23 protein-coding genes are annotated in these 18,809 nt (G+C 72.7%); 1 reads left to right on the top strand and 22 read right to left on the bottom strand.

Annotated features, from left to right (window positions below):
• Nucleotides 1–2: 2 nt before the first annotated feature.
• The 8 genes from ACPXB1_RS17200 to hisD form a co-directional block, all read right to left on the bottom strand.
• The gene (locus ACPXB1_RS17200; RefSeq protein WP_355630458.1) at nucleotides 3–392 is read right to left on the bottom strand and encodes a RidA family protein; all 390 of its coding nucleotides are present in this window, start codon (nucleotides 390–392) and stop codon (nucleotides 3–5) included.
• Complete coding sequence (gene priA, locus ACPXB1_RS17195) at nucleotides 389–1,114, bottom strand: bifunctional 1-(5-phosphoribosyl)-5-((5-phosphoribosylamino)methylideneamino)imidazole-4-carboxamide isomerase/phosphoribosylanthranilate isomerase PriA (RefSeq protein WP_053658130.1); 726 nt, start codon at nucleotides 1,112–1,114, stop codon at nucleotides 389–391. The genes ACPXB1_RS17200 and priA overlap by 4 nt, the downstream gene beginning before the upstream one ends.
• 13 nt (nucleotides 1,115–1,127) lie before the next feature.
• Nucleotides 1,128–1,451, bottom strand: coding sequence for a hypothetical protein (locus tag ACPXB1_RS17190; RefSeq protein ID WP_355592982.1), 324 nt, complete (start codon nucleotides 1,449–1,451; stop codon nucleotides 1,128–1,130).
• 63 nt (nucleotides 1,452–1,514) lie between these two features.
• Entirely contained in the window at nucleotides 1,515–2,150 is a 636-nt protein-coding gene (gene hisH / locus ACPXB1_RS17185; protein WP_425735512.1) for an imidazole glycerol phosphate synthase subunit HisH, read from the bottom strand.
• Complete coding sequence (locus ACPXB1_RS17180) at nucleotides 2,147–2,320, bottom strand: hypothetical protein (RefSeq protein ID WP_167943297.1); 174 nt, start codon at nucleotides 2,318–2,320, stop codon at nucleotides 2,147–2,149. Before ACPXB1_RS17180 ends, hisH begins: the two co-directional genes overlap by 4 nt.
• Nucleotides 2,321–2,378: 58 nt before the next feature.
• On the bottom strand, nucleotides 2,379–2,990 hold the full coding sequence (gene hisB, locus ACPXB1_RS17175) for an imidazoleglycerol-phosphate dehydratase HisB (RefSeq protein WP_167943296.1): 612 nt from the start codon (nucleotides 2,988–2,990) through the stop codon (nucleotides 2,379–2,381).
• A complete protein-coding gene (locus tag ACPXB1_RS17170; protein WP_355592987.1) occupies nucleotides 2,987–4,096 on the bottom strand; it encodes a histidinol-phosphate transaminase in 1,110 nt (369 codons plus the stop codon). The genes hisB and ACPXB1_RS17170 overlap by 4 nt, the downstream gene beginning before the upstream one ends.
• Nucleotides 4,093–5,415 (bottom strand): histidinol dehydrogenase, encoded by a 1,323-nt coding sequence (hisD, locus tag ACPXB1_RS17165; protein WP_355630452.1) that lies wholly within the window; start codon nucleotides 5,413–5,415, stop codon nucleotides 4,093–4,095. The genes ACPXB1_RS17170 and hisD overlap by 4 nt, the downstream gene beginning before the upstream one ends.
• A 106-nt stretch (nucleotides 5,416–5,521) precedes the next feature.
• On the opposite strand from hisD, the gene ACPXB1_RS17160 reads away from it, so the two are divergent.
• Nucleotides 5,522–6,226 carry an LON peptidase substrate-binding domain-containing protein gene (locus ACPXB1_RS17160; protein WP_355592991.1) on the top strand — a complete coding sequence of 235 codons (705 nt, stop codon included), beginning with the start codon at nucleotides 5,522–5,524 and terminating at the stop codon, nucleotides 6,224–6,226.
• Here the strand turns inward: ACPXB1_RS17160 and ACPXB1_RS17155 are convergent.
• The 14 genes from ACPXB1_RS17155 to ftsZ form a co-directional block, all read right to left on the bottom strand.
• A complete protein-coding gene (locus ACPXB1_RS17155; protein WP_355592992.1) occupies nucleotides 6,141–6,938 on the bottom strand; it encodes a DUF2567 domain-containing protein in 798 nt (265 codons plus the stop codon). The genes ACPXB1_RS17160 and ACPXB1_RS17155 overlap by 86 nt on opposite strands.
• Before the next feature lie 82 nt (nucleotides 6,939–7,020).
• A complete protein-coding gene (locus ACPXB1_RS17150; RefSeq protein ID WP_425735511.1) occupies nucleotides 7,021–8,760 on the bottom strand; it encodes an AAA family ATPase in 1,740 nt (579 codons plus the stop codon).
• A gap of 74 nt (nucleotides 8,761–8,834) precedes the next feature.
• Entirely contained in the window at nucleotides 8,835–9,851 is a 1,017-nt protein-coding gene (locus ACPXB1_RS17145; protein WP_355592996.1) for a hypothetical protein, read from the bottom strand.
• A 42-nt stretch (nucleotides 9,852–9,893) separates the two neighbouring features.
• On the bottom strand, nucleotides 9,894–10,838 hold the full coding sequence (locus tag ACPXB1_RS17140) for an RluA family pseudouridine synthase (protein WP_053658115.1): 945 nt from the start codon (nucleotides 10,836–10,838) through the stop codon (nucleotides 9,894–9,896).
• Nucleotides 10,835–11,449, bottom strand: coding sequence for a signal peptidase II (gene lspA / locus ACPXB1_RS17135; RefSeq protein WP_355592998.1), 615 nt, complete (start codon nucleotides 11,447–11,449; stop codon nucleotides 10,835–10,837). The genes ACPXB1_RS17140 and lspA overlap by 4 nt, the downstream gene beginning before the upstream one ends.
• A gap of 64 nt (nucleotides 11,450–11,513) precedes the next feature.
• Nucleotides 11,514–11,933, bottom strand: coding sequence for a TraR/DksA family transcriptional regulator (locus ACPXB1_RS17130; protein WP_053658111.1), 420 nt, complete (start codon nucleotides 11,931–11,933; stop codon nucleotides 11,514–11,516).
• Nucleotides 11,934–12,157: 224 nt separating this feature from the next.
• Nucleotides 12,158–13,657 carry a potassium/proton antiporter gene (locus ACPXB1_RS17125; protein ID WP_355593000.1) on the bottom strand — a complete coding sequence of 500 codons (1,500 nt, stop codon included), beginning with the start codon at nucleotides 13,655–13,657 and terminating at the stop codon, nucleotides 12,158–12,160.
• A gap of 22 nt (nucleotides 13,658–13,679) precedes the next feature.
• Entirely contained in the window at nucleotides 13,680–13,991 is a 312-nt protein-coding gene (locus ACPXB1_RS17120; RefSeq protein WP_355593002.1) for a DUF167 domain-containing protein, read from the bottom strand.
• 3 nt (nucleotides 13,992–13,994) lie between these two features.
• A complete protein-coding gene (locus ACPXB1_RS17115; protein WP_425735510.1) occupies nucleotides 13,995–14,732 on the bottom strand; it encodes a hypothetical protein in 738 nt (245 codons plus the stop codon).
• Between the two features lie 80 nt (nucleotides 14,733–14,812).
• The gene (locus ACPXB1_RS17110) at nucleotides 14,813–15,613 is read right to left on the bottom strand and encodes a DivIVA domain-containing protein (protein WP_355593006.1); all 801 of its coding nucleotides are present in this window, start codon (nucleotides 15,611–15,613) and stop codon (nucleotides 14,813–14,815) included.
• A gap of 44 nt (nucleotides 15,614–15,657) precedes the next feature.
• Nucleotides 15,658–15,963 (bottom strand): YggT family protein, encoded by a 306-nt coding sequence (locus ACPXB1_RS17105; protein ID WP_355593008.1) that lies wholly within the window; start codon nucleotides 15,961–15,963, stop codon nucleotides 15,658–15,660.
• Nucleotides 15,964–15,993: 30 nt separating this feature from the next.
• Nucleotides 15,994–16,689 (bottom strand): cell division protein SepF, encoded by a 696-nt coding sequence (locus ACPXB1_RS17100; protein ID WP_355593010.1) that lies wholly within the window; start codon nucleotides 16,687–16,689, stop codon nucleotides 15,994–15,996.
• Nucleotides 16,690–16,878: 189 nt separating this feature from the next.
• A complete protein-coding gene (locus tag ACPXB1_RS17095) occupies nucleotides 16,879–17,622 on the bottom strand; it encodes a YggS family pyridoxal phosphate-dependent enzyme (protein ID WP_355593012.1) in 744 nt (247 codons plus the stop codon).
• Nucleotides 17,623–17,631: 9 nt separating this feature from the next.
• Nucleotides 17,632–18,747, bottom strand: coding sequence for a cell division protein FtsZ (gene ftsZ / locus ACPXB1_RS17090; protein WP_355593014.1), 1,116 nt, complete (start codon nucleotides 18,745–18,747; stop codon nucleotides 17,632–17,634).
• Between the last annotated feature and the right edge of the window lie 62 nt (nucleotides 18,748–18,809).

Genomic DNA, 18,809 nt, shown 5'->3' with positions numbered 1-18,809 from the left:
CCTCAGCTGTCGCCGAGGTACGCCTCCAGCTCCACCTCGACCAGGTGCTCCGGATCCAGCAGAGCGGCCACCACCACAAGCGTGGCGGCCGGCCGGACCGCTCCGAACACCGCATTGTGCGCCCGGCCCACCTCGTCGGCGTGCAGCCGATCGATCACGTACATCCGGGTACGGACCACGTCACCCGGCTCCGCACCCACCTCGGCGAGCGCCGCCAACCCGATCCGCAACGCCTGCGCGGTCTGCGCGGCGGCGTCACCAACGTGGACCACCCGACCGTCCACCGTCGCCGTGCAGCCCGCCGTCCAGGCGAACTGCCCGGCCCGGACCACCCGCGAGTAGCCGTACCGCTGCTCCCACGGGCCGCCCGAGCCCAGCCTGGTGGTCGTCACGCCTCGGCCAGCGTCCGCAGCGCCTCAGCCACCGTGAACGCGCCCGCGTAGAGCGCCTTACCGGCGATCACACCCTCCACACCGATCGACTCCAGGCCGGCCAGCGCCCGCAGGTCATCCAACGTGGACACCCCACCCGAGGCGATCACCGGCCGGTCGGTACGCGCGCACACCTCGCGCAGCAGATCCAGGTTCGGCCCACGCATCGTGCCGTCCTTGGTGATGTCGGTGACCACGTAGCGGGTCGCGCCCGCCTTGTCCAACCGCTCCAGCACCTCGTACAGGTCACCGCCGTCACGGGTCCAGCCCCGCGCCGACAGGGTGTGACCGCGCACGTCCAACCCGATGGCGACCCGATCGCCGTACTCCGCGACCACCCGGTCACACCACACCGGATCCTCCAGGGCGGCCGTGCCGATGTTCACCCGCGCCGCCCCCGTGCCCAGCGCCGCGCGCAACGACTCGTCGTCACGGATACCACCGGACAACTCCACCTTCACGTCCAACTGACGCACCACCTCGGCCAGCAGGTGGGCGTTCGTACCCCGGCCGAACGCCGCGTCCAGGTCGACGAGGTGGATCCACTCGGCGCCGTCGCGCTGCCACGCCAGGGCCGCGTCCAACGGCTCGCCGTAGATGCTCTCGCTGTCGGCGGCGCCCTGCACGAGCCGGACAGCCCGGCCGTCGGCGACATCCACGGCAGGTAACAGGGTGAGGCTCACGTCTTCTCCTCGATCAGGTACGGCGGTCCAAGGCGATCACCACGATCGCCGGCAGTACGAGCAGCAACAACACGATCAGCGCGATACGCAACGCCAGATCGTCGACGAACGTCCAGATCATGACCACGGCCGCCCCGGTGAGCAGCACGATCGCCGCCCGCTCACCCCGCGAGTGCCGGGCCAGCCGACCCGAGCGACCCCACCGCACCTTCGGCGTCAACCGGCGGACCACCGCGCGGCGACGCTGCCGGCGGGCCACCCGGCGCTGCCGGACCGCCCGCTCCCGGGCCAGCACAGCCTCCCGCTCCGCCCGCCGACGGGCCCGCTCCCGGCTCACCGCGCCACCCCCGCGCCCGTGCCACGGCCGCGCAGGCCCGGCCGCGCCCGGCGGCGCCGACGCTCAGTCACCGCTGGGCAGCGTGGCGAGCCAGTTGCGCAGCAGCGCGGCACCGGTGTCGGCGGACTTCTCCGGATGGAACTGGGCAGCCGCGAGCGGCCCGCGCTCCACGGCGGCCACGAAATCGGTGTCATGGTGAGCCGTGGTCACGGCGGCACCGGCAGCCGCCAGCGCAGCCGGATCACCCATCGCGTACGAGTGGACGAAGTAGAACCGGCTCTCGGCCGGCAGGCCGGCGAACAGCACCGAACCCCGCGCCGCCCGAACCGTGTTCCAGCCCATGTGTGGCAACCGGGCGGCAGCCAGGCGGGTCACCCCACCGGGCAGCAGACCCAGCCCCTTGGTCACCACCCCGTGCTCCTCGCCGTACTCGAAGAGCACCTGCATCCCCACGCAGATGCCGAACACCGGCCGACCCGCCGCGACCCGCTCGGCGATCACCGGACCCGCGCCCAGCGCGTCGATCCCCGCCATGCACGCCGCGAACGCGCCCACGCCCGGCACCACCAGACCATCGGCGGCAGCCGCCGCCGCGAGGTCGTCGGTCACCCGCACGGTCGCGCCGGCCGCGGCCAACGCCCGCTCCGCCGAACGCAGATTGCCCGAGCCGTAGTCGAGCACCACCACGTCGGCGGTCACGTGTCCGACCCCGGGATCAGCCGCAGCACACCGGCGGCCGTGGCGAGCACCGCTAGCGCCCCGGTGATCAGCACGGCGACCTTCGGCGCACCCTGCCGGTACAGCGACCACGTGCCACCCACCAGCACCCCCGCCAGGATCAGCAGCAACGTCGGCAAAGCGCCACCCATCAGAGCCACCCTTCATTCGCGACTGCGGGGCTCCGCTGCGCTGCACTCCTCGCGCTCATCAGAGCGCGCCCTTCGTGCTCGGAATCGCGCCCGCCGCCCGCGGATCGATCGCCGTGGCCTCGCGCAGCGCCCGCGACACCGCCTTGAACTGCGCCTCCACCACGTGGTGCGCATCCGGGTGCCCACCGGGTCGGGCCGCCCGCAACACGTCGACGTGCAGAGTGACCCGGGCCGCCTGGCCGAACGACTCCCAGATGTGCCGGGTCATGCTCGTCGCGTACACGGGCCCGATGTACGGCACGAGCAGCGGCTCGTCGTGCACCACGTACGGTCGGCCGGACAGGTCCACCGCGGCCCGTACCAGCACCTCGTCCATCGGCACCGTGGCCGAACCGTACCGCCGGATGCCCGCCTTGTCGCCGAGCGCCTGGTCGAACGCGGCGCCCAGGGCGAGCGCGGTGTCCTCGATCGTGTGGTGCGCGTCGATCTCCAGGTCACCCACGGTGCGCACGGTCAGGTCGAAGCCGCCGTGCCGGGCGATCTGGTTCAGCATGTGGTCGTAGAAACCCACGCCGGTGCTGATCTCGGCCGCGCCGGTGCCGTCGAGGTCAATCTCGACGAGGACCTTGGTCTCCTTGGTGATCCGCTCCACCCGGGCGGTCCTGCTCATGTCTTGCCTTTCGGTCGCGACTGCGGGGCGCGCAAGCTCACAGTCTCCATCGCGGTAAGGAAAGCGTCGGTCTCGGCGGGGGTGCCCGCTGTCACCCGAAGCCAGCCCGGCAGGCCGACGTCGCGGACCAGCACCCCCTGATCCAGCAGGGCGCGCCAGGCTGTGGCCTGGTCGCCACCGGTCTCGAACAGCACGAAGTTGGCGTCACTGTCGGCCACCCGCAGCCCTCGCCCGCGCAACGTCGCCACGATCCGGTCCCGCTGGCCCATGATCGCGCTCACCGTACCGAGCAGGGCGTCGCGGTGCGCCAGCGCCGCGCGGGCGGCGGCCTGGGTCAACGCGGACAGATGGTATGGCAACCGGACCAACTGCACCGCCTGGACCACCGCCGCGTCGGCCGCCAGGTAACCCAGTCGGCCGCCGGCGAACCCGAACGCCTTGCTCATCGTCCGGGTCACCACGAGCCGCGGGTGCCCCGGCAGCACCGCGAGGGCGCTGACAGTGCCGGGTCTGGCGAACTCGGCGTACGCCTCGTCGACCACCACGATGCCCGGCGCCGCGTCGAGGACCGCGGCGACCACCGCCGGGTCCAGCGCGGTGCCTGTGGGGTTGTTCGGCGAGCAGAGGAACACCACGTCGGGCTGGTGCTCGCGGACCTGGGCGACAGCCTCGTCGGCGGTCAGCCCGAAGTCGACGCCGCGCTGGGCCGGCACCCACCGGGTGCCGGTGCCCATCGCCAGCAGCGGGTGCATCGAGTACGCCGGCACGAAGCCGAGCGCGCTGCGACCCGGGCCACCGAAGGCCTGGAGCAACTGCTGCTGGATCTCGTTGGACCCGTTCGCCGCCCACACCTGCTCGACGGTGAGATCGTGCCCGAGATAGTCGGCCAGGTCGGCGCGCAGCGCCACCGCGTCCCGGTCCGGATAGCGGTTCAACTCGCGCAACTCGGCGGCGAGCGCCTTACCGATGGCGTCGACCACCGGCTCCGGCACCGGGTAGGAGTTCTCGTTGGTGTTGAGCCGCACCGGCACGTCCAGCTGCGGCGCCCCGTACGGCGTCAGCCCGCGCAGGTCGTCGCGGATAGGCAGATCCTCCAGGCTCGTCACGCCGACCCTCCCGGGAAGCGGGCCTGGACGGCCTGGCCGTGCGCGGGCAGGTCCTCCACGTTCGCGAGGGTGACCACGTGCGGGGCCACCTCGCGCAGGGCCGCCTCGGTGTACTCGATCAGGTGCACACCCCGCAGGAACGACTGCACCGACAGACCGGAGGAGTGCCGGGCGCAGCCACCGGTGGGCAGCACGTGGTTGGAGCCGGCGCAGTAGTCGCCGAGCGACACCGGCGACCAGGCGCCCACGAAGATCGCCCCGGCGTTGCGTACCCGCAGCGCCCACTCCCGGGCGTCGGCCGTCTGGATCTCCAGGTGCTCGGCCGCGTACGCGTCGACCACCCGCAGCCCCGCCTCAAGATCGTCGACCAGGACCACGCCACTCTGCTCGCCGGTCAGCGCCGTGGTCACCCGCTCGGTGTGCTTGGTGGCCGGCACCTGCCGGGCCAACTCCCGCTCGACCGCGTCGACAAGCTCCAGCGACGGGGTCACCAGCACGCTGGCGGCCAGCGGATCGTGCTCGGCCTGGCTGATCAGGTCGGCGGCGACGTGCGCCGCGTCGGCGGTGTCGTCGGCCAGGATGGCGATCTCGGTCGGCCCGGCCTCGGCGTCGATGCCGACAACGCCGCGCAGCAACCGCTTGGCGGCGGTCACCCAGATGTTGCCCGGGCCGGTGACCAGGTCGACAGGCTCGCACCGCAGTTCGCCGGCCGGGTCGACAGCCGAACCGTAGGCAAGCATCGCCACCGCCTGGGCGCCGCCGACCGCGTAGACCTCGTCGACGCCGAGCAGCGCGCACGCGGCGAGCACCCGGGGGTCTGGCAGACCGCCGTTGTCCTTCTGCGGCGGGCTGACCACCACGAGCGAGCGCACACCGGCCGCCTGGGCCGGCACCACGTTCATCACGACTGTCGACGGGTACATGGCCAGCCCGCCGGGGACGTAGAGGCCTACCCGGTCGACAGGCAACCATCGCTCGGTAACGGTGCCGCCCGGCACCACCTGCGTGACGTGGTCGGTGCGCCGCTGGTCGTCGTGCACCCGACGGGCCCGGCTGATCGACTCCAGCAGGGCGGCGCGCACGGCCGGGTCGAGCACCCCCTCGGCCTCGGCGATCACCTCGACCGGGACGCGCAGCACCTCCGGCGAGACGCCGTCGAACCGCTCGCTTGCCTCCCGGATCGCCGGGTAACCATGCTCCCGGACCGCCTCCACGAGCGGCTTGATCCGCTCGACGGCCACGGAGACGTCGAGCTGGGCACGGGGCAGCAGGCGGCGCGGGTCACCGAGGCCACCGCGCAGGTCGATCCGATTCAGCACCCTTGCGAGTCTAGGCGGCGGGCTCGCCGCCCACCCGAGCCGTCCGCTCGGCGGGACGGTGAGCCGGGCCACGCCGTCGCCCGCCGGATTGGTTAGGCTCGACCACGTGACCGCACGGCTGCCGGTGTTTCCGCTCGCAACGGTGCTCTTTCCCGGGTTGGTGCTGCCACTGCACATCTTCGAGGAGCGCTACCGCGCCCTGGTTCGGCATCTGGTCGGCCTGCCCGAGGGCGCGCCGCGTGAGTTCGGGGTGGTCGCCATCCAGGCCGGCTGGGAGGTCGCGCCCACCGGGCCGGGCGGCCGTCCGACCCCCGGGGTGGGCGATGTCACCCTGCACGAGGTGGGTTGCACCGCCGAGCTGCGCCAGGTGACCGAGCTTGACGACGGCGGCTTCGACATCGTCACGGTCGGCCGACGCCGGTTCCGGATCGCCGATGTCGACGACGCCGCCGCGCCCTACCTGACCGCCGACGTCGAGTGGCTGCCCGAGCCGGCCGGGCCGGACGAGGTGGCCGACCTGCTGGCGGCACGGGTGATCGCCGTGTTCCGGCAATATCTGGGGCTGATCCGCGCCGACCCGGAGGAGATCTCCGAGCAGCTGCCGGAGGACCCGACAGTGCTGTCCCACCTGGTGGCGGCCACCGCAGCGCTGACAGTGGATGACAGGCAACGGCTGCTGGCGATCGACGACACCGCCGCCCGGCTCCGCGCCGAGCTGCGGCTGCTCAACCGCGAGGCGGCTCTGCTGCGCCAGGTGCGGGCGGTTCCGGTGCCGCTGTCGGAACTGGCGTCCCCGCCGACGCCCAACTGAGCGCCGCCGGGTCGGGCTCGGGCCGCAGCGACGGCCAACGCGACCAGCCGGCCAGCAGCGTGTACGTGATGGCGGCGCCGAACGCCGGCAGCAGCAGGCTGCCGTGCGGCACCGGAAACACGCCGAACAGCCAGTCGACGCCACCGGCACGCAGGTCGGCGGGTTTGGTGAACGCCTGACCGGCGGGGGCGGTGTCCAGCAGCCGGTCGTAGGTGCTCAGGCCGATGCGGCGCCCCACCTGCCAGGCCACCGGCGCGGCGGCCAGCGCGCCGAGCACCGCGGCGAGCAGCCCGACGGGGCCACGCCAGCGTCGCAGCAGAAACCACAGGGCGAGCGCCGCCAGCACCCCGAAGCCGAGCCCGACGAGGCTGAACCAGCCGTCCGCGGCGATCGGCTGCTCCGGCTGCGGCTCGGCGTAGATGGCCCCCTCGGCGGTCTTGAGCACCGGGGTGTCCGGCGCGAGCGCCGCCCAGAGCAGCCCGAGAGGCGCACCCAGCACGGCCAGCGCGAGCGCGGTGCCGAGCACCGTCGCCCAGATCCGGCCCGGTCGGCGAGGCGGCCCCACCGGGAGCGGGCCGACGAGCCAGTCATGGGGCGGCGGCGTACCGCCCGGACTCTGCGCCGGCGCGAACGGATCCGCGGACGCCGGAGGTACGGACGGCTCGCCGCCGGGCGGCGTGGGCCGCTCGGAATCGGGACTGTCGGGGTTCACCCGATGATCCTCTCAGCTCGCCGCCCGGACCGTGCACTGTCGTCGGCGGTCCCGCCCGATGACGTGACCGCGCCGCCGGCGGTCACCTCGCGAACGGCTCCGCCATGACAGCGGCGGCACGCAGCCACGCCTGCCGGGTCTCCGGCTGGAGCTGGTGGTATTCGATCGACGACCCGGTCTCCAGCGCCGGGTCGTACGGCACCACTGCCACCGCCCGGGTACGGGTGGCGAAGTGCCGCTCCAGGTCGTCCTGCAACGGCGACCGGCCCGGCGTCGGGCAGGAGATGAGCGTGACGGCGTTGTCGGCCAGCTCGCCCATGCCGACCTCGTGCAGCAGGTCGAGCATCCAGTCGGCGCTGAACGCCGCGTCCTCGCGGGGCACGGTGGTCACCACCAGTTGGTCGGCGGCCTGCATGACGGTGCGCCAGTTGGGGCTCTCCACGTTGTTGCCGGTGTCGACGCAGACCACGTCGTGGGTACGCCGCAGCAGCTCCAGCACCCGCTTGACGGTGAACTGGTCCAGCCGCTGGGCGAAGCGGGGGCTCTCCTCGCCGGCCAGCACGTCGTACGAGCCGTCGGAGGCGTGCCGCAGGTAGTCGTCGAGCCGCTCCAGCAGGGTGGAGCCCTCCAGGATCTCGATCTGGGCGAGGTCGCTGATCAGGTGCCGGATGGTGCGGGCGTGGCGGGCGCTGCCGGCGCGCAGCCCGAGGGTGCCGCGCAGCTCGTTGTCGTCCCAGGCCAGCACGCCGCGCCCGCGTACGCTGCCGACGGTGGCGGCGGCGAGCACTGTGGCAGTGGTCTTGTGCACGCCGCCCTTGGGATTGGCGAACGCGAACACCCGGGGTGTGCCCAGGTCGCGGCGGAGCACACCGGTGGCGCGTTCGACCTCCTGGTCGACGCCCTGCGGACGCCACTCGATACGGGCCGGGTAGCCGCGCTCCGCGAGCGCCGAGCTGACCGGCGGCGCGGGTGGTGGGGTGATCGGCGGGGCCGGCGGCGGGGTGATCGGCGGCGCGGCGGGGGCCGGCGCGGCCGGCGCTGGCGCGTAGCCGGTCCCCTGCTGGTAGCCGGTCTCCAGCATCGCGTACCGGGACTCGATCGTCGGCCCGCCCTGCCGGTAGCCGTTGTCAAGCAGCGCGTAGCGCGACTCGACAGGCTCGGCTGCCCGGCGCGACTCGGGCTCGGCCCGCCGCGGCTCGACCGGCTCGGTTCGCCGCGGCTCGACCGGCTCGACGCGGCGCTGCTCGACCGGCGCGGCGCGGTAACCGGGCTCGGCACGGTACCCGGGCTCGGCACGGTAGTCCGGCTCGGCCCGATAACCAGGCTCGGCCCGATAACCGGGTTCGGCGCCGTATCCCGGCTCAGCGCGGTACCCCGGCTCGGGGCGGTAGGCGGGCTCCGACCGATAGGCCGGCTCGGACCGGTACGCCGGCTCGGAGCGGTGATCCGGCTCCGGCCGGTATCCCGGCTCGGACCGGTACGCCGGCTCGGCACGGTAGTCCGGCTCAGACCGGTACCCCGGCTCGGAGCGGCGGGCGGGGTCGACCCGGTAGGTCCCCTCGGCCCGGTAGCCCGGGTCCTGGCCGTACGTCAGCTCGGCCGGATGCCCGATGGCGGGCGCTCGCCCGGCGTAGCCGTTGGGGGCCGCACGTCGCGGCAGGGGGTCCGGTGGCTGTTCGTCGGGACGGTCGGGCTCGGGCTGCTCAGCGGCGCGGCCGCCCAGCCGGGCGCGGTCCAGCAATGCCCGCCACCTCGGCGCTGGTTCGGCCGGCCGGCCCCAGCCGGTCTCACTGCCCTCCACGGCCCGCCCTCCCAGCGCCATCGATCTCCGTCTGACAGGCTACGAACGAAACCCTATTCGGACCACACCGGAGCACGCACACCACCCGGCGCGGATCACGACGGGGACGACTCCAGCGGCCCGGCTCCGGTGACGTCCGGGGAGGTGGCGGTGCTCGTGGGGGTCGGTTCGGTGAGCGGGGCCGGCGGCTGCTCGGGTGACGGAATCGTTACGACCGGTGCGGGTTCCGACGATTCGCCCATCGGCACCGGCGTGCTCGATGCCGACTCGCCCTTCCCGGCCGGGGTCTGCTCGGGCTCCGGACCGGTGTCGGCCGGCGGGCGGACCACGTCGCGCTGCTCCGGCAGCGGCGCGGTGAAGACAGTGCGGTCCAGCCGGGACACCTCGGGGGCCGGGTCGACGGCCCGCACGTCCGGCTGGGTCGCCACCCGTCGCAGCGCCTGTGGCGCCGCCCGCACCACCGCCGCGTACACACAGGCGCAGCCGGTGCGGTACGCCGACGCCTCGGCACTGGCCACCTGCGCGCTGGTGGCGTACCACTCGCGCAGTTCGCGCTCGGCGGTGTTTCCACCCAGCGCGGCGGCCTTGGCCCGGTAGTCGGCAGCCTCGGCGTCCTTGCGGGTCGCCACCTCCGCCATCCCGACGACCACGTCGTCGGGCACCCGCAGCGCGGGGATCTTCACGATCTCGGTCTGCCGGCCGGGCAGCGGCACCCGCCCGAAGACCGCCGAGACCCCCACGTCGGCGAGCACCGCCGCCAGTCGCTGCGGCGGCAGGTACTCGTCGAGGGTGACCAGGGCGTACGTCCCGTCGCCGGTGGTCGGTGCGGCCGACGGCAGGGCGGCCAGGTCGGCCGCCGCGGATTTCAGGTAGCCGGGAACGGAGTCGCCCTCGGACACCCCGACCCGGGTCACCTCGCCGACGGTGCGGTCGCCGACCGGCCGGTCGTCGGCTGCCCAGACGGCGGTGCCCAGCACCGCCCCCACGGACAGCAGCGCGACCCAGGTGAGCATGCCGGGCCGCGCCGACCGGTCGGCAAGCCGGGTCGTCGTCCGGGTCAGCAGCGACAGCAGCCGTTGGTCCAACTGCCGCAGCAGGTCGCCGGCGCGCACGGGCGGGATCCCCTCGTCGGGTAGGTGTCGGGCGGTCGCCGCTCAGTCACGCAGGATCTCAAGCGCACGTTCCAGGTCGTCAGGGTAGTCGCTGACGAACCGGACCTCGTCCCCCGTTCGGGGGTGCAGGAAGCTCAATTCGCGGGCGTGCAGCCACTGTCGGGCCAGTCCGAGACGGGCCGAGAGGGTGGGATCCGCGCCGTAGGTGAGATCGCCCACGCAGGGGTGCCGCAGGGTGGAGAAGTGCACCCGGATCTGGTGGGTGCGGCCGGTCTCCAACCGGACGTCGACGAGGCTGGCGGCCGGGAACGCCTCCAACGTGTCGTAGTGGGTGATGCTCGGCTTGCCGCCGGACACCACGGCCCACCGGTAGTCGTGGGTGGGGTGTCTGTCGATCGGGGCGTCGACGGTGCCCCGCAGCGGGTCCAGGTGGCCCTGCACCACAGCGTGGTAGCCCTTGTCCACCTCGCGGTACTTGAACGCCCGCTTCAACGCCGTGTACGCCTGTTCGCTCTTGGCCACCACCATGATGCCCGTGGTGCCCACGTCGAGCCTGTGCACCACACCCTGCCGCTCGGCGGCGCCGCTTGTGGAGATGCGGTGCCCGATCGCCGCGAGAGCGCCGATCACCGTCGGGCCGGTCCAGCCCGGGCTGGGGTGCGCGGCCACTCCGACCGGCTTGTCCACCACGACGATGTCGTCGTCGGCGTACACCACGCGCAGGCCGGGCACCGCCTGCGGCACCACGGTCGGCGGGGCGACCGGCGCGGGCAGCGTGACCTCCAGCCAGGAGCCGGCCTTGACCTTGTGGGAGTTGGGTCGGGTGGCGCCGTCGACCAGGGCGTCGCCCGCGTCGATCAGGGCCGCCGCGGCGGTGCGGGACAGGCCGAACAGCCGGGACACCGCCTGGTCGAGGCGCATCCCGTCGAGGCCGTCGGGCACGGGCAGGGAACGGTGGTCGCCGCCAGCGGCGAACGCGGAGGTCATGCCCGCTCCCTCTGGTCGGCGTTCTCGGTGGCGTCGGCTTCGACGGGAGCACCGTCGCGGCCGAGCCGCCGTCCGTCGCGCTGACGGCCGGTCAACTCCAGCAGCACGGCAAGCACCACGCCGCAGAACAGCGAGCTGTCCGCCACGTTGAACACCGGGAAATACTCGCCGTACGGGCCGAAGACGCTCACCATGTCGACCACGTGCCCGTGGAACGGGGCGGGCGCGCGGAAGATCCGGTCCACGAGGTTGCCCAGCGCGCCGCCGAGCACCAGGCCCAGGGAGATCGCCCACGGCAGGGAACGCAGCCGCAGCGCCATGAAGACGATCCAACCGACCACACCGATGGTGATCAGCGGGAACACCCAGGTGTAGTCCGAGCCGATGCTCCACGCGGCGCCACTGTTGCGGGTCAGGCTCAGGTAGACGAGCCCACCGAGGATGCGCACCGGCTCCCGGTCGGTCAGCGCTGCCAGCGCGAGGTGCTTGGTGACCAGGTCGGTCACCAGGGACACCAGGGCGATCCCGGCCAGGATCGCGACGGCCCGGCGTCGGGCTCTGCCGCCACCCGGGTCGGTGTGGCCGGATTCGGCGGGCGGTGCTGCGGTCATGCGCTCCCCATCGACAGTCTCGGCGGTGATCGCTCACCGTCTCATCGCAGATGGGGAACGAGCGTCAGCGCCGCTCCTCCAACTGCTTGCACGTCACGCAGAGGGTCGCCGACGGGAAGGCGGCGAGGCGCTCGACCGGGATCGGGTTGCCGCACCGCTCGCACCAGCCGTAACCACCTTCGTCGAGGCGCTCCAGAGCGCGCTCGACCTGCGTGATCCGTTCCAGGATGCTGTTGGCGAGAGAGATCTCCTGCTCCCGCTCGAACGTCTTGGTGCCCGTGTCGGCCTGGTCGTCCCCGGCCGAGTCGGTCAGCCGATCGCGCTGCAGCTCGGTGATCTCGCTCAGCGTCTGATCGTACTCGGCGCGAAGCTCGTCCCGCCGGGCCGCCAACGCCGCACGGATCTTCTCGGTCTCCGCCGCGCTGCGGGTGACCTTGGCCACCGGCTTGCGGCCGGCGGTCTTGGTGTCGGCTGGCTTCGCCATGGGTCGCTCCCTCGGCCGCGGCGCCGCGTGGACCGCGGCACCTGGTCAGGGGCACCGACAAAGGCGTCCCCTGGGTACGAAAAGGGGCGCACGGCCACGTCGGCCGCGCACTCCGGAGGTTCGCAAGAATACGGAACGTACAGGCGTCCGACAACGTGCCGCACCGTCGCACCGCTCAAGTGCCCCGAGCCCTACTGAACTGGGGCAAAGGGAACGCTAGCAGATCAACGGGCGGCCTCATCTCCGTACTCGCCAAACCACCGGGCCAACCGCCCCCGCCGACTGACCGCCCGCAACCGCTGTTCGGCGGCGTCACGCACCCCACCGGTGGCGACGATCAGCAGGCTGTCGCCGGTCTTGAGCCGGGTGTCCGGGCCGGGCACGAAACCCGCCCCGTCGCGCAGCACGAGGGTCACCGACGCACCCACCGGCAGCCGCAGCTCGTCGACGTGCACGCCGGCAAGCCGCGAGCCCGGCGGCACCTCGAGTTGCAGCAGATCCGCCCTCATCCGCTCCAGCGGCGCGGTCTCCACGTGGATCTCGGTGGCCTCACCCGGCGCGGTGGTGCCCAATCCGCGGGCCACCGGCCCCAGCGTGCCGGCCTGCACCAGGGTGAAGATCACCACCAGCACGAATACCGCGTCGAAGAGCCGGTCCGCGCCGGGCACCCGCTCGGAGAGCGGGATGGTGGCAAGCACGATCGGCACCGCGCCCCGCAACCCGGCCCAGGACAGGAACACCTGCTCACGCGGGCCGACCCGGAACGGCAGCGCCGACACGGCCACCGACAGCGGCCGGGCCAGCAGCACCAGCGCCAGTCCGGCGACCACCGCCGGCAGCACCGCCGCGTCCAACCGGCCCGGTGAGACCAGCAGCCCGAGCAGCACGAACAGCCCGATCTGGGCCAGCCACGCCAACCCGTCGGCGAACCCGAGGATCGCCTGCCGGTGCGGGAGCCGGGCGTTGCCCAGCAGCACCCCGGCCACGTAGACGGCGAGGAACCCCGAGGCGTGCAGCACCGCCCCGGCGGCGTACGCCAGCACCGTGATGCCCACAGCGGCGATCGGATACAGCCCTGCCGACGGCAGCGCCGCCCGGCGCAGCGCCCAGGTGCCGGCGAGACCCGCACCCACACCCACCGCTGCGCCGACACCCAGCTCGTAGCAGACCAGCCCCACCTCGTACCACCACGGATGTGCCCAGCCCTCGTGCGACAGCAGCACCACGAGCAGCACCACGGGGGCGTCGTTCATGCCGGACTCGGCCTCCAACGTGGCCACCAGCCGGGGCGGCAGCCGCAGCCGACGCAGGGTGGCGAAGACGGCCGCCGCGTCGGTGGAGGAGAGCACCGCGCCGTAGAGCATCGCCAGCCGCCACTCCAACCCCAACATCAGGTGTAGGGCGAGGCCGACCACCACGATGCTGACGACCACGCCGACGGTGGAGAGCGCGGAGGCGAGACCGAGCACCGGACGCAGCGTGCTCCAGCGTGCGGTCAGGCCGCCCTCGGCGATGATGACGATGAGCGCGCAGAAGCCGAGGGCCCGGGTCAGCTCGACGTCGTCGAAGCGGATGCCCAGCCCGCCCTCGCCGATCGCCACGCCCAGCGCCAGGTAGACGAGCAGACTGGGCACCCCGAGACGGCTGGAGAGCCGGACCGCGCCCACCGCCACCAGCAGCACCGCCGACCCGAGCAGCAGCGCGATATCCAACCCGGGCGTCACGTTTGCCTCGCCCGGGTGTCGCTCACCCCGCGGATCCGTCCCGCAGTCGGCGCAGCGCCTCACTCAGCTCCGGTGCGGGCCGGTCGATGAGGAAGAGCTTGTCCCGGCTGGCCGCGCCGGTACGCAGCGACACAGTGGACTGACGGACACCCAGGGCGGCGGCGAGGGCTCGGCGGGCCGCCTCGGTGGCGCGCCCGTCAACGGCCGGCGCGTGTACAGCGATCACCAGGGCGGGCCCGTGCGGGCCGTCGAAGCGGCCACCGACACGGTCCCGGGAAGCACCTGGCTTGACCCGCACCGCGACTGTGAGCGCGTCCTGCGGGGGCACGGGCACCGCTTAGATCGGCCGGACGTCGGCGAGCAGGGCGGTGGCCGGCGCGCAGGTCGCGCACGGCGTGAAGCCGAGCTCGACGGCCTCGGCGACCGGGAGGGTTTCGGGCAACCGACCGGCGAGGTGCGGACAGCTGGCGAGGTGGTAGCAAGGGCGGCCGTCGACCACGTCGACAGGGCTGGGCAGCCGGGCCACCTGGGCCGCTTCGGCGGCGGTGATCGCCTGCTCGGCAGGCTCGTCGGCAAGCGGATCCGCAGCCGGTACGCCGGGCACCTCGTCGGCGCGCGCCGTGAACGGCGAGGCCGGGCTGACCAGCGGGGAAGGCGCCGGGCTGGCCGGCGAGGAGCGGGACGCCGTGCCGGCGGCCGGAGCCGGCTCAGCCACGAACGGCGCGTCGGGGTCGAACGGCGGCTCGGGTGGTTGCCGCCACCCGGTGCCGCCGTTACCGACCGTCGAAGGAACGTGCTGGACCGGAACGTCCTGCCCGGCCAGCGGTGGACCGTACGCGACACCCGGCCCGGACTGGCCGGCCGTGCGAGGTGCCGCAGAGGTCCGTGGGCCGGCACGGCCGAGGTCCGCCGTCGCGCGGTTGGCGGCAGCCTGGCGAGCGCCCACCACCAACGCCACGGCGGCCAGCAGGCTGGCCCCGATGGAGATGGTCAACAGGATGCTGGAGCCGCCGGTCAGACCGACCACCAGCAGCACCACAGCGACGAGGATGAGCAGGAGACTCGCAACTATCACGGCTCACCCCCGCCGCGTCGTACCGTGCAGGCAGGGCCGGCGATCGTGACCATCCGTGGACAGCGATCGCCGGCCGGTGCTCAGCGTCCGGATTCGAGAGCGCCGGAGCGCCCGCCGCCGTACGAACCGGCGAGACCTGCCGCGGCCAGCCCGTTGCCGCCGGTGACCCGGCCAGCTTCGGTGCGGGTCATCTCGGCTTCGAGGCCCTGGCCACGACCGTCGAGGTCCCGCAGCTGGCTCTCCAGGTACGCCTTGAGCCGGGTGCGGTACTCGCGCTCGAACTGCTTGAGCTCCTCGATGTGCTTCTGCAGGGCCGTGCGCTTGGCGTCCAGGCCGCCCATGGCCTCCTGGTGCCGCTGGCGGGCGTCCCGCTCCAGGGCGTCGGCCTTCGCACGAGCCTCGCGGGTCACCTCCTCGGCCTTGCTGCGCGCCTCGGACAGCAGCTGGTCGGCCTCGCGGCGCGCGTCGGACACGTGGTCGTCGGCGGTGCGCTGGGCCATCATCAGCACGCGCAGGGCCTGCTGCTCACCGTCACCGGTGACAGCCGGGCCGCCGGTCGCGCGGACCTGCTCCAGCTCGGCCTGCATGGCGCGGGCGGCCTGCTCGGCAGCGGACTTGTCGCGCTGCACCCGGTCCAGCTGGGCCTTGACGTCGTTGAGCTCCGCCGCCAGTCGGGCGTCGCCGCCGGGGCCGGCGGGGGCACCGCCACGGCCGCCGCGCTCCACCTGGGCGCGCAGCTCGTTGTTCTCCTCGATGAGACGGGCGAGCTCGCGCTCGACCTCGTCCAGGAAGGCGTCGACCTCCTCCTCGTCATACCCCCGCTTGCCGATCGGCGGCTTTTTGAAGGCGACGTTGTGGACGTCGGCCGGGGTCAGCGGCATCGAAACTCCTCGGGTCAGTTGCGGCCGCGAAAGCGCGTCGGTCATCAGGCAGATGCCCTGATCGACGGCCCTAACACGAACTCCATCAGCACGAACAGGATAACCAGGAGCACAAGGGAGGCCAGGTCGATGCTCACGGTACCAATTCGCAGCGGAGGGATCACACGCCTCAACGCGTTGAGAGGGGGATCAGTGACGCTCCACACGGATTCCAGTCCTGCCGATGCGCCCCGGCCCGGCTGCCACCGCCGGCCGTATTGAAGAACAGCGCTCAACACGAACCGGGACAGAAGAACAAGCAGGAAGACATAAAGGACCAGATACAGCACTTGCAGTAAGATCGACAACACGGTCAGCGACGTCCCTCGGGTCGGGCGGGGTCAACTCAGGCTGAAAAAACCGCCCTCAGCGATCTTGGCCTTGTCCTCAGCGGTGACCTGGACATTGGCCGGTGAGAGCAGGAACACCCGATTGGTCACGCGCTCGATCGTACCGCGCAGTCCGAACGCCAGACCGGCGGCGAAGTCAACCAGACGGCGGGCGTCGGCCTCGTCCATTTCGGTGAGGTTGATGATCACCGGCACGCCGTCGCGGAAGTGCTCACCGATGGTGCGCGCCTCCCGGTAGGTGGTGGGGTGCAGCGTGGTGATCTGGTAGCGCTGCTCCTCCTCGGGCGCGGCGACACGCTCACGTGCCGTGGCCTGCGGAGCGAGGGCCAGATTGTCGCGCGTGTGGTAGGTCAGCGCGCCGGACGTCTCACCTGCCGACGACCGGGTGATCGAGCGTACGCTGGACCGCTCGACGCGCTCGGGACGCTCACCGTCGCCACGGTCGGACTCGGTGACCCGCCCGTTGGACCGGTCGGAGAACCGAGCACGCTCGCTGGCCCTCGGCCGGGGAGCCGGCGGCTCCTCGTTGTCGTCGTCGTCCTCGTCGGTGAACTCCTCGGCGTACCGGCTCTGCCGGTAGCGCGACTCACGGTAGCCACCCTTGTCGTAGCCACCGTCGTCGTAGGCCCGCTCGTCGTCTTCCTCGACCAGACCGAGCCAGACCCCCGCCTTGCGCAGTGCACCCATCCCGCGCCCTTCCGTCCGCCGTGCGGCACTCGCCCCCGTGCCATGTCGCCTGTCGCGAGTGGACAACCATGCCCATCGGACCGGCACGGCAATCCCCTGGCACGCGATTCGCGTCGCGCGCCACAACCCCCGACAAGGGGACGCCGTCCCTGAAACAACACTGATGTAATTTGCGTGTCTCGCGTCAGGCTACCGCAGCGTGGGACGCATTCCGAGCAACGCGCTGCCGACGCGGACATGTGTCGCGCCATATCGGATCGCGATTTCCAGGTCGCCGCTCATTCCGGCGGACAACGCCGTCGCTCCCGGATGGAGCGCCCGAAACGCCTCGGCCACCTCGGCGAGCCGGGCAAAGGCCCGCTCCGGCTCCCACCCGAGCGGGGCGACAGCCATCAGGCCGGCCAGCCGCAGCGCCGGCGACCCGGCCACCGCCTCGGCCACCGGCTCCAGCCCGGCGCCTGGATCGACCGACCCGGGCAGCGCGCCACCACGATCCGGGTCGCCGTCGATGCTGACCTGCACCAGGGCGTCCAGCGGCCGTTCCCGGTCCGCCGCCGCGGACGCCAGCGCGCGGGCCAGCCGCACGCTGTCCACCGAGTGCACGACGTCGGCGTACCGGACCACCGAGCGGGCCTTGTTGCGCTGCAACTGGCCGATGAAGTGCCAGCGCGGGTTCACCCCGGCGGCGGCCACCTCGGCAGCCTTGCCGGCCGCCTCCTGGTCGCGGTTCTCCCCCACGTCGGTCACACCGAGCCCGGCCAACACCAGCACGTCGCTGGCCGGGTACGTCTTTGTCACCGCGATCATCGTGACGTCGGCGCGGTCCCGGCCGGCGTCCGCGCAGGCGTCAGCGATCCGGGCCCGCACCTGGGCCAGGCCGGCCGCGAGTTCGGCGCGCCGGTCCGGTCGTGCCGTGGCTGAGCTGTCAGTCATCGCCGGTGTTCAGGACCCGTTCTTGAGAAAGTCGGGCACGTCCACGTCGTCGAACAGCACCCGGCGCGGCGACTGGGCCGGGGCCGGCAGGGTTGCCGGCGCGGGCACCGGGTTGCTCTGCGGCGCCGGCTGGTTGGTGTTGGTCTTGCGGGTCGGCTCGGCCGCCTTGTACGCAGGCGTGCCACCGTCGAAGCCCGCCGCGATGACTGTCACCCGCACCTCGTCGCCGAGCGCGTCGTCGATCACCGCGCCGAAGATGATGTTGGCGTCCGGGTGCGCCGCGTCGGTGACCAGCTGGGCCGCGTCGTTGATCTCGAACAGACCCAGGTCGGAGCCACCGGCGATGGAGAGCAGCACGCCGCGCGCGCCGTCCATGCTCTGCTCCAGCAGCGGGCTGGAGATGGCCGCCTCGGCCGCCTCGACCGCGCGGTTCTCGCCGCGGGCGCTGCCGATGCCCATCAGCGCGCTGCCCGCGCCGCTCATCACGCTCTTCACGTCGGCGAAGTCCAGGTTGATCAGACCCGGGGTGGTGATCAGGTCGGTGATGCCCTGCACGCCGGAGAGCAGCACCTGGTCGGCGGTGCGGAACGCGTCCATCATGCTGATGTTGCGGTCGCCGAGCGCCAGCAGCCTGTCGTTCGGGATGACGATGAGGGTGTCGCACTGGTTGCGCAGTTCGTCTATCCCCGACTCGGCCTGCACCTGGCGGCGCTTGCCCTCGAAGGAGAACGGCCGGGTCACCACGCCGATTGTCAGCGCGCCGAGCTTGCGGGCGATGTTCGCCACCACTGGCGCGCCGCCGGTGCCGGTGCCGCCGCCCTCGCCGCAGGTCACGAAGACCATGTCGGCGCCCTTGAGCACCTCCTCGATCTCGTCGCGGTGGTCCTCGGCGGCATTCTTGCCCACGTCCGGGTTCGCCCCGGCGCCCAGCCCACGGGTCAGCTCCCGGCCGACGTCGAGCTTGACGTCGGCGTCGCTCATCAGCAGCGCCTGGGCGTCGGTGTTGATCGCGATGAACTCGACGCCCTTGAGCCCAACCTCGATCATCCGGTTGACGGCGTTGACGCCGCCACCCCCGATGCCGACGACCTTGATGACCGCCAGGTAGTTGTGCGGAGGTGTCATCTCCGGTCCTTTCCCTTCGAGATTGGCTTCGGCCGACCGGTACGGCGTGGCCAGCCCAGCGG

Origin of the sequence: Micromonospora sp. DT68, from assembly GCF_049847245.1 — a bacterium.
GTDB lineage: Bacteria > Actinomycetota > Actinomycetes > Mycobacteriales > Micromonosporaceae > Micromonospora > Micromonospora profundi.
Note: the sequence above shows the minus strand (reverse complement) of the source record. Positions and strands in the feature narration are given on the sequence as shown.

Bases quoted from the DNA above. Each gene is read 5' to 3' on its own strand.
- ACPXB1_RS17180 (WP_167943297.1), bottom strand. From the start codon at position 2,320: ATGGGTGGCGCTTTGCCGACGTTGCTGCTGATCCTGGCGGGGGTGCTG.
- hisB (WP_167943296.1), bottom strand. From the start codon at position 2,990: ATGAGCAGGACCGCCCGGGTGGAGCGGATCACCAAGGAGACCAAGGTC.
- ACPXB1_RS17150 (WP_425735511.1), bottom strand. From the start codon at position 8,760: ATGGCGCTGGGAGGGCGGGCCGTGGAGGGCAGTGAGACCGGCTGGGGC.
- ACPXB1_RS17140 (WP_053658115.1), bottom strand. From the start codon at position 10,838: ATGACCTCCGCGTTCGCCGCTGGCGGCGACCACCGTTCCCTGCCCGTG.
- lspA (WP_355592998.1), bottom strand. From the start codon at position 11,449: ATGACCGCAGCACCGCCCGCCGAATCCGGCCACACCGACCCGGGTGGC.
- ACPXB1_RS17130 (WP_053658111.1), bottom strand. From the start codon at position 11,933: ATGGCGAAGCCAGCCGACACCAAGACCGCCGGCCGCAAGCCGGTGGCC.
- ACPXB1_RS17110 (WP_355593006.1), bottom strand. From the start codon at position 15,613: ATGCCGCTGACCCCGGCCGACGTCCACAACGTCGCCTTCAAAAAGCCG.
- ACPXB1_RS17100 (WP_355593010.1), bottom strand. From the start codon at position 16,689: ATGGGTGCACTGCGCAAGGCGGGGGTCTGGCTCGGTCTGGTCGAGGAA.
- ACPXB1_RS17095 (WP_355593012.1), bottom strand. From the start codon at position 17,622: ATGACTGACAGCTCAGCCACGGCACGACCGGACCGGCGCGCCGAACTC.
- ftsZ (WP_355593014.1), bottom strand. From the start codon at position 18,747: ATGACACCTCCGCACAACTACCTGGCGGTCATCAAGGTCGTCGGCATC.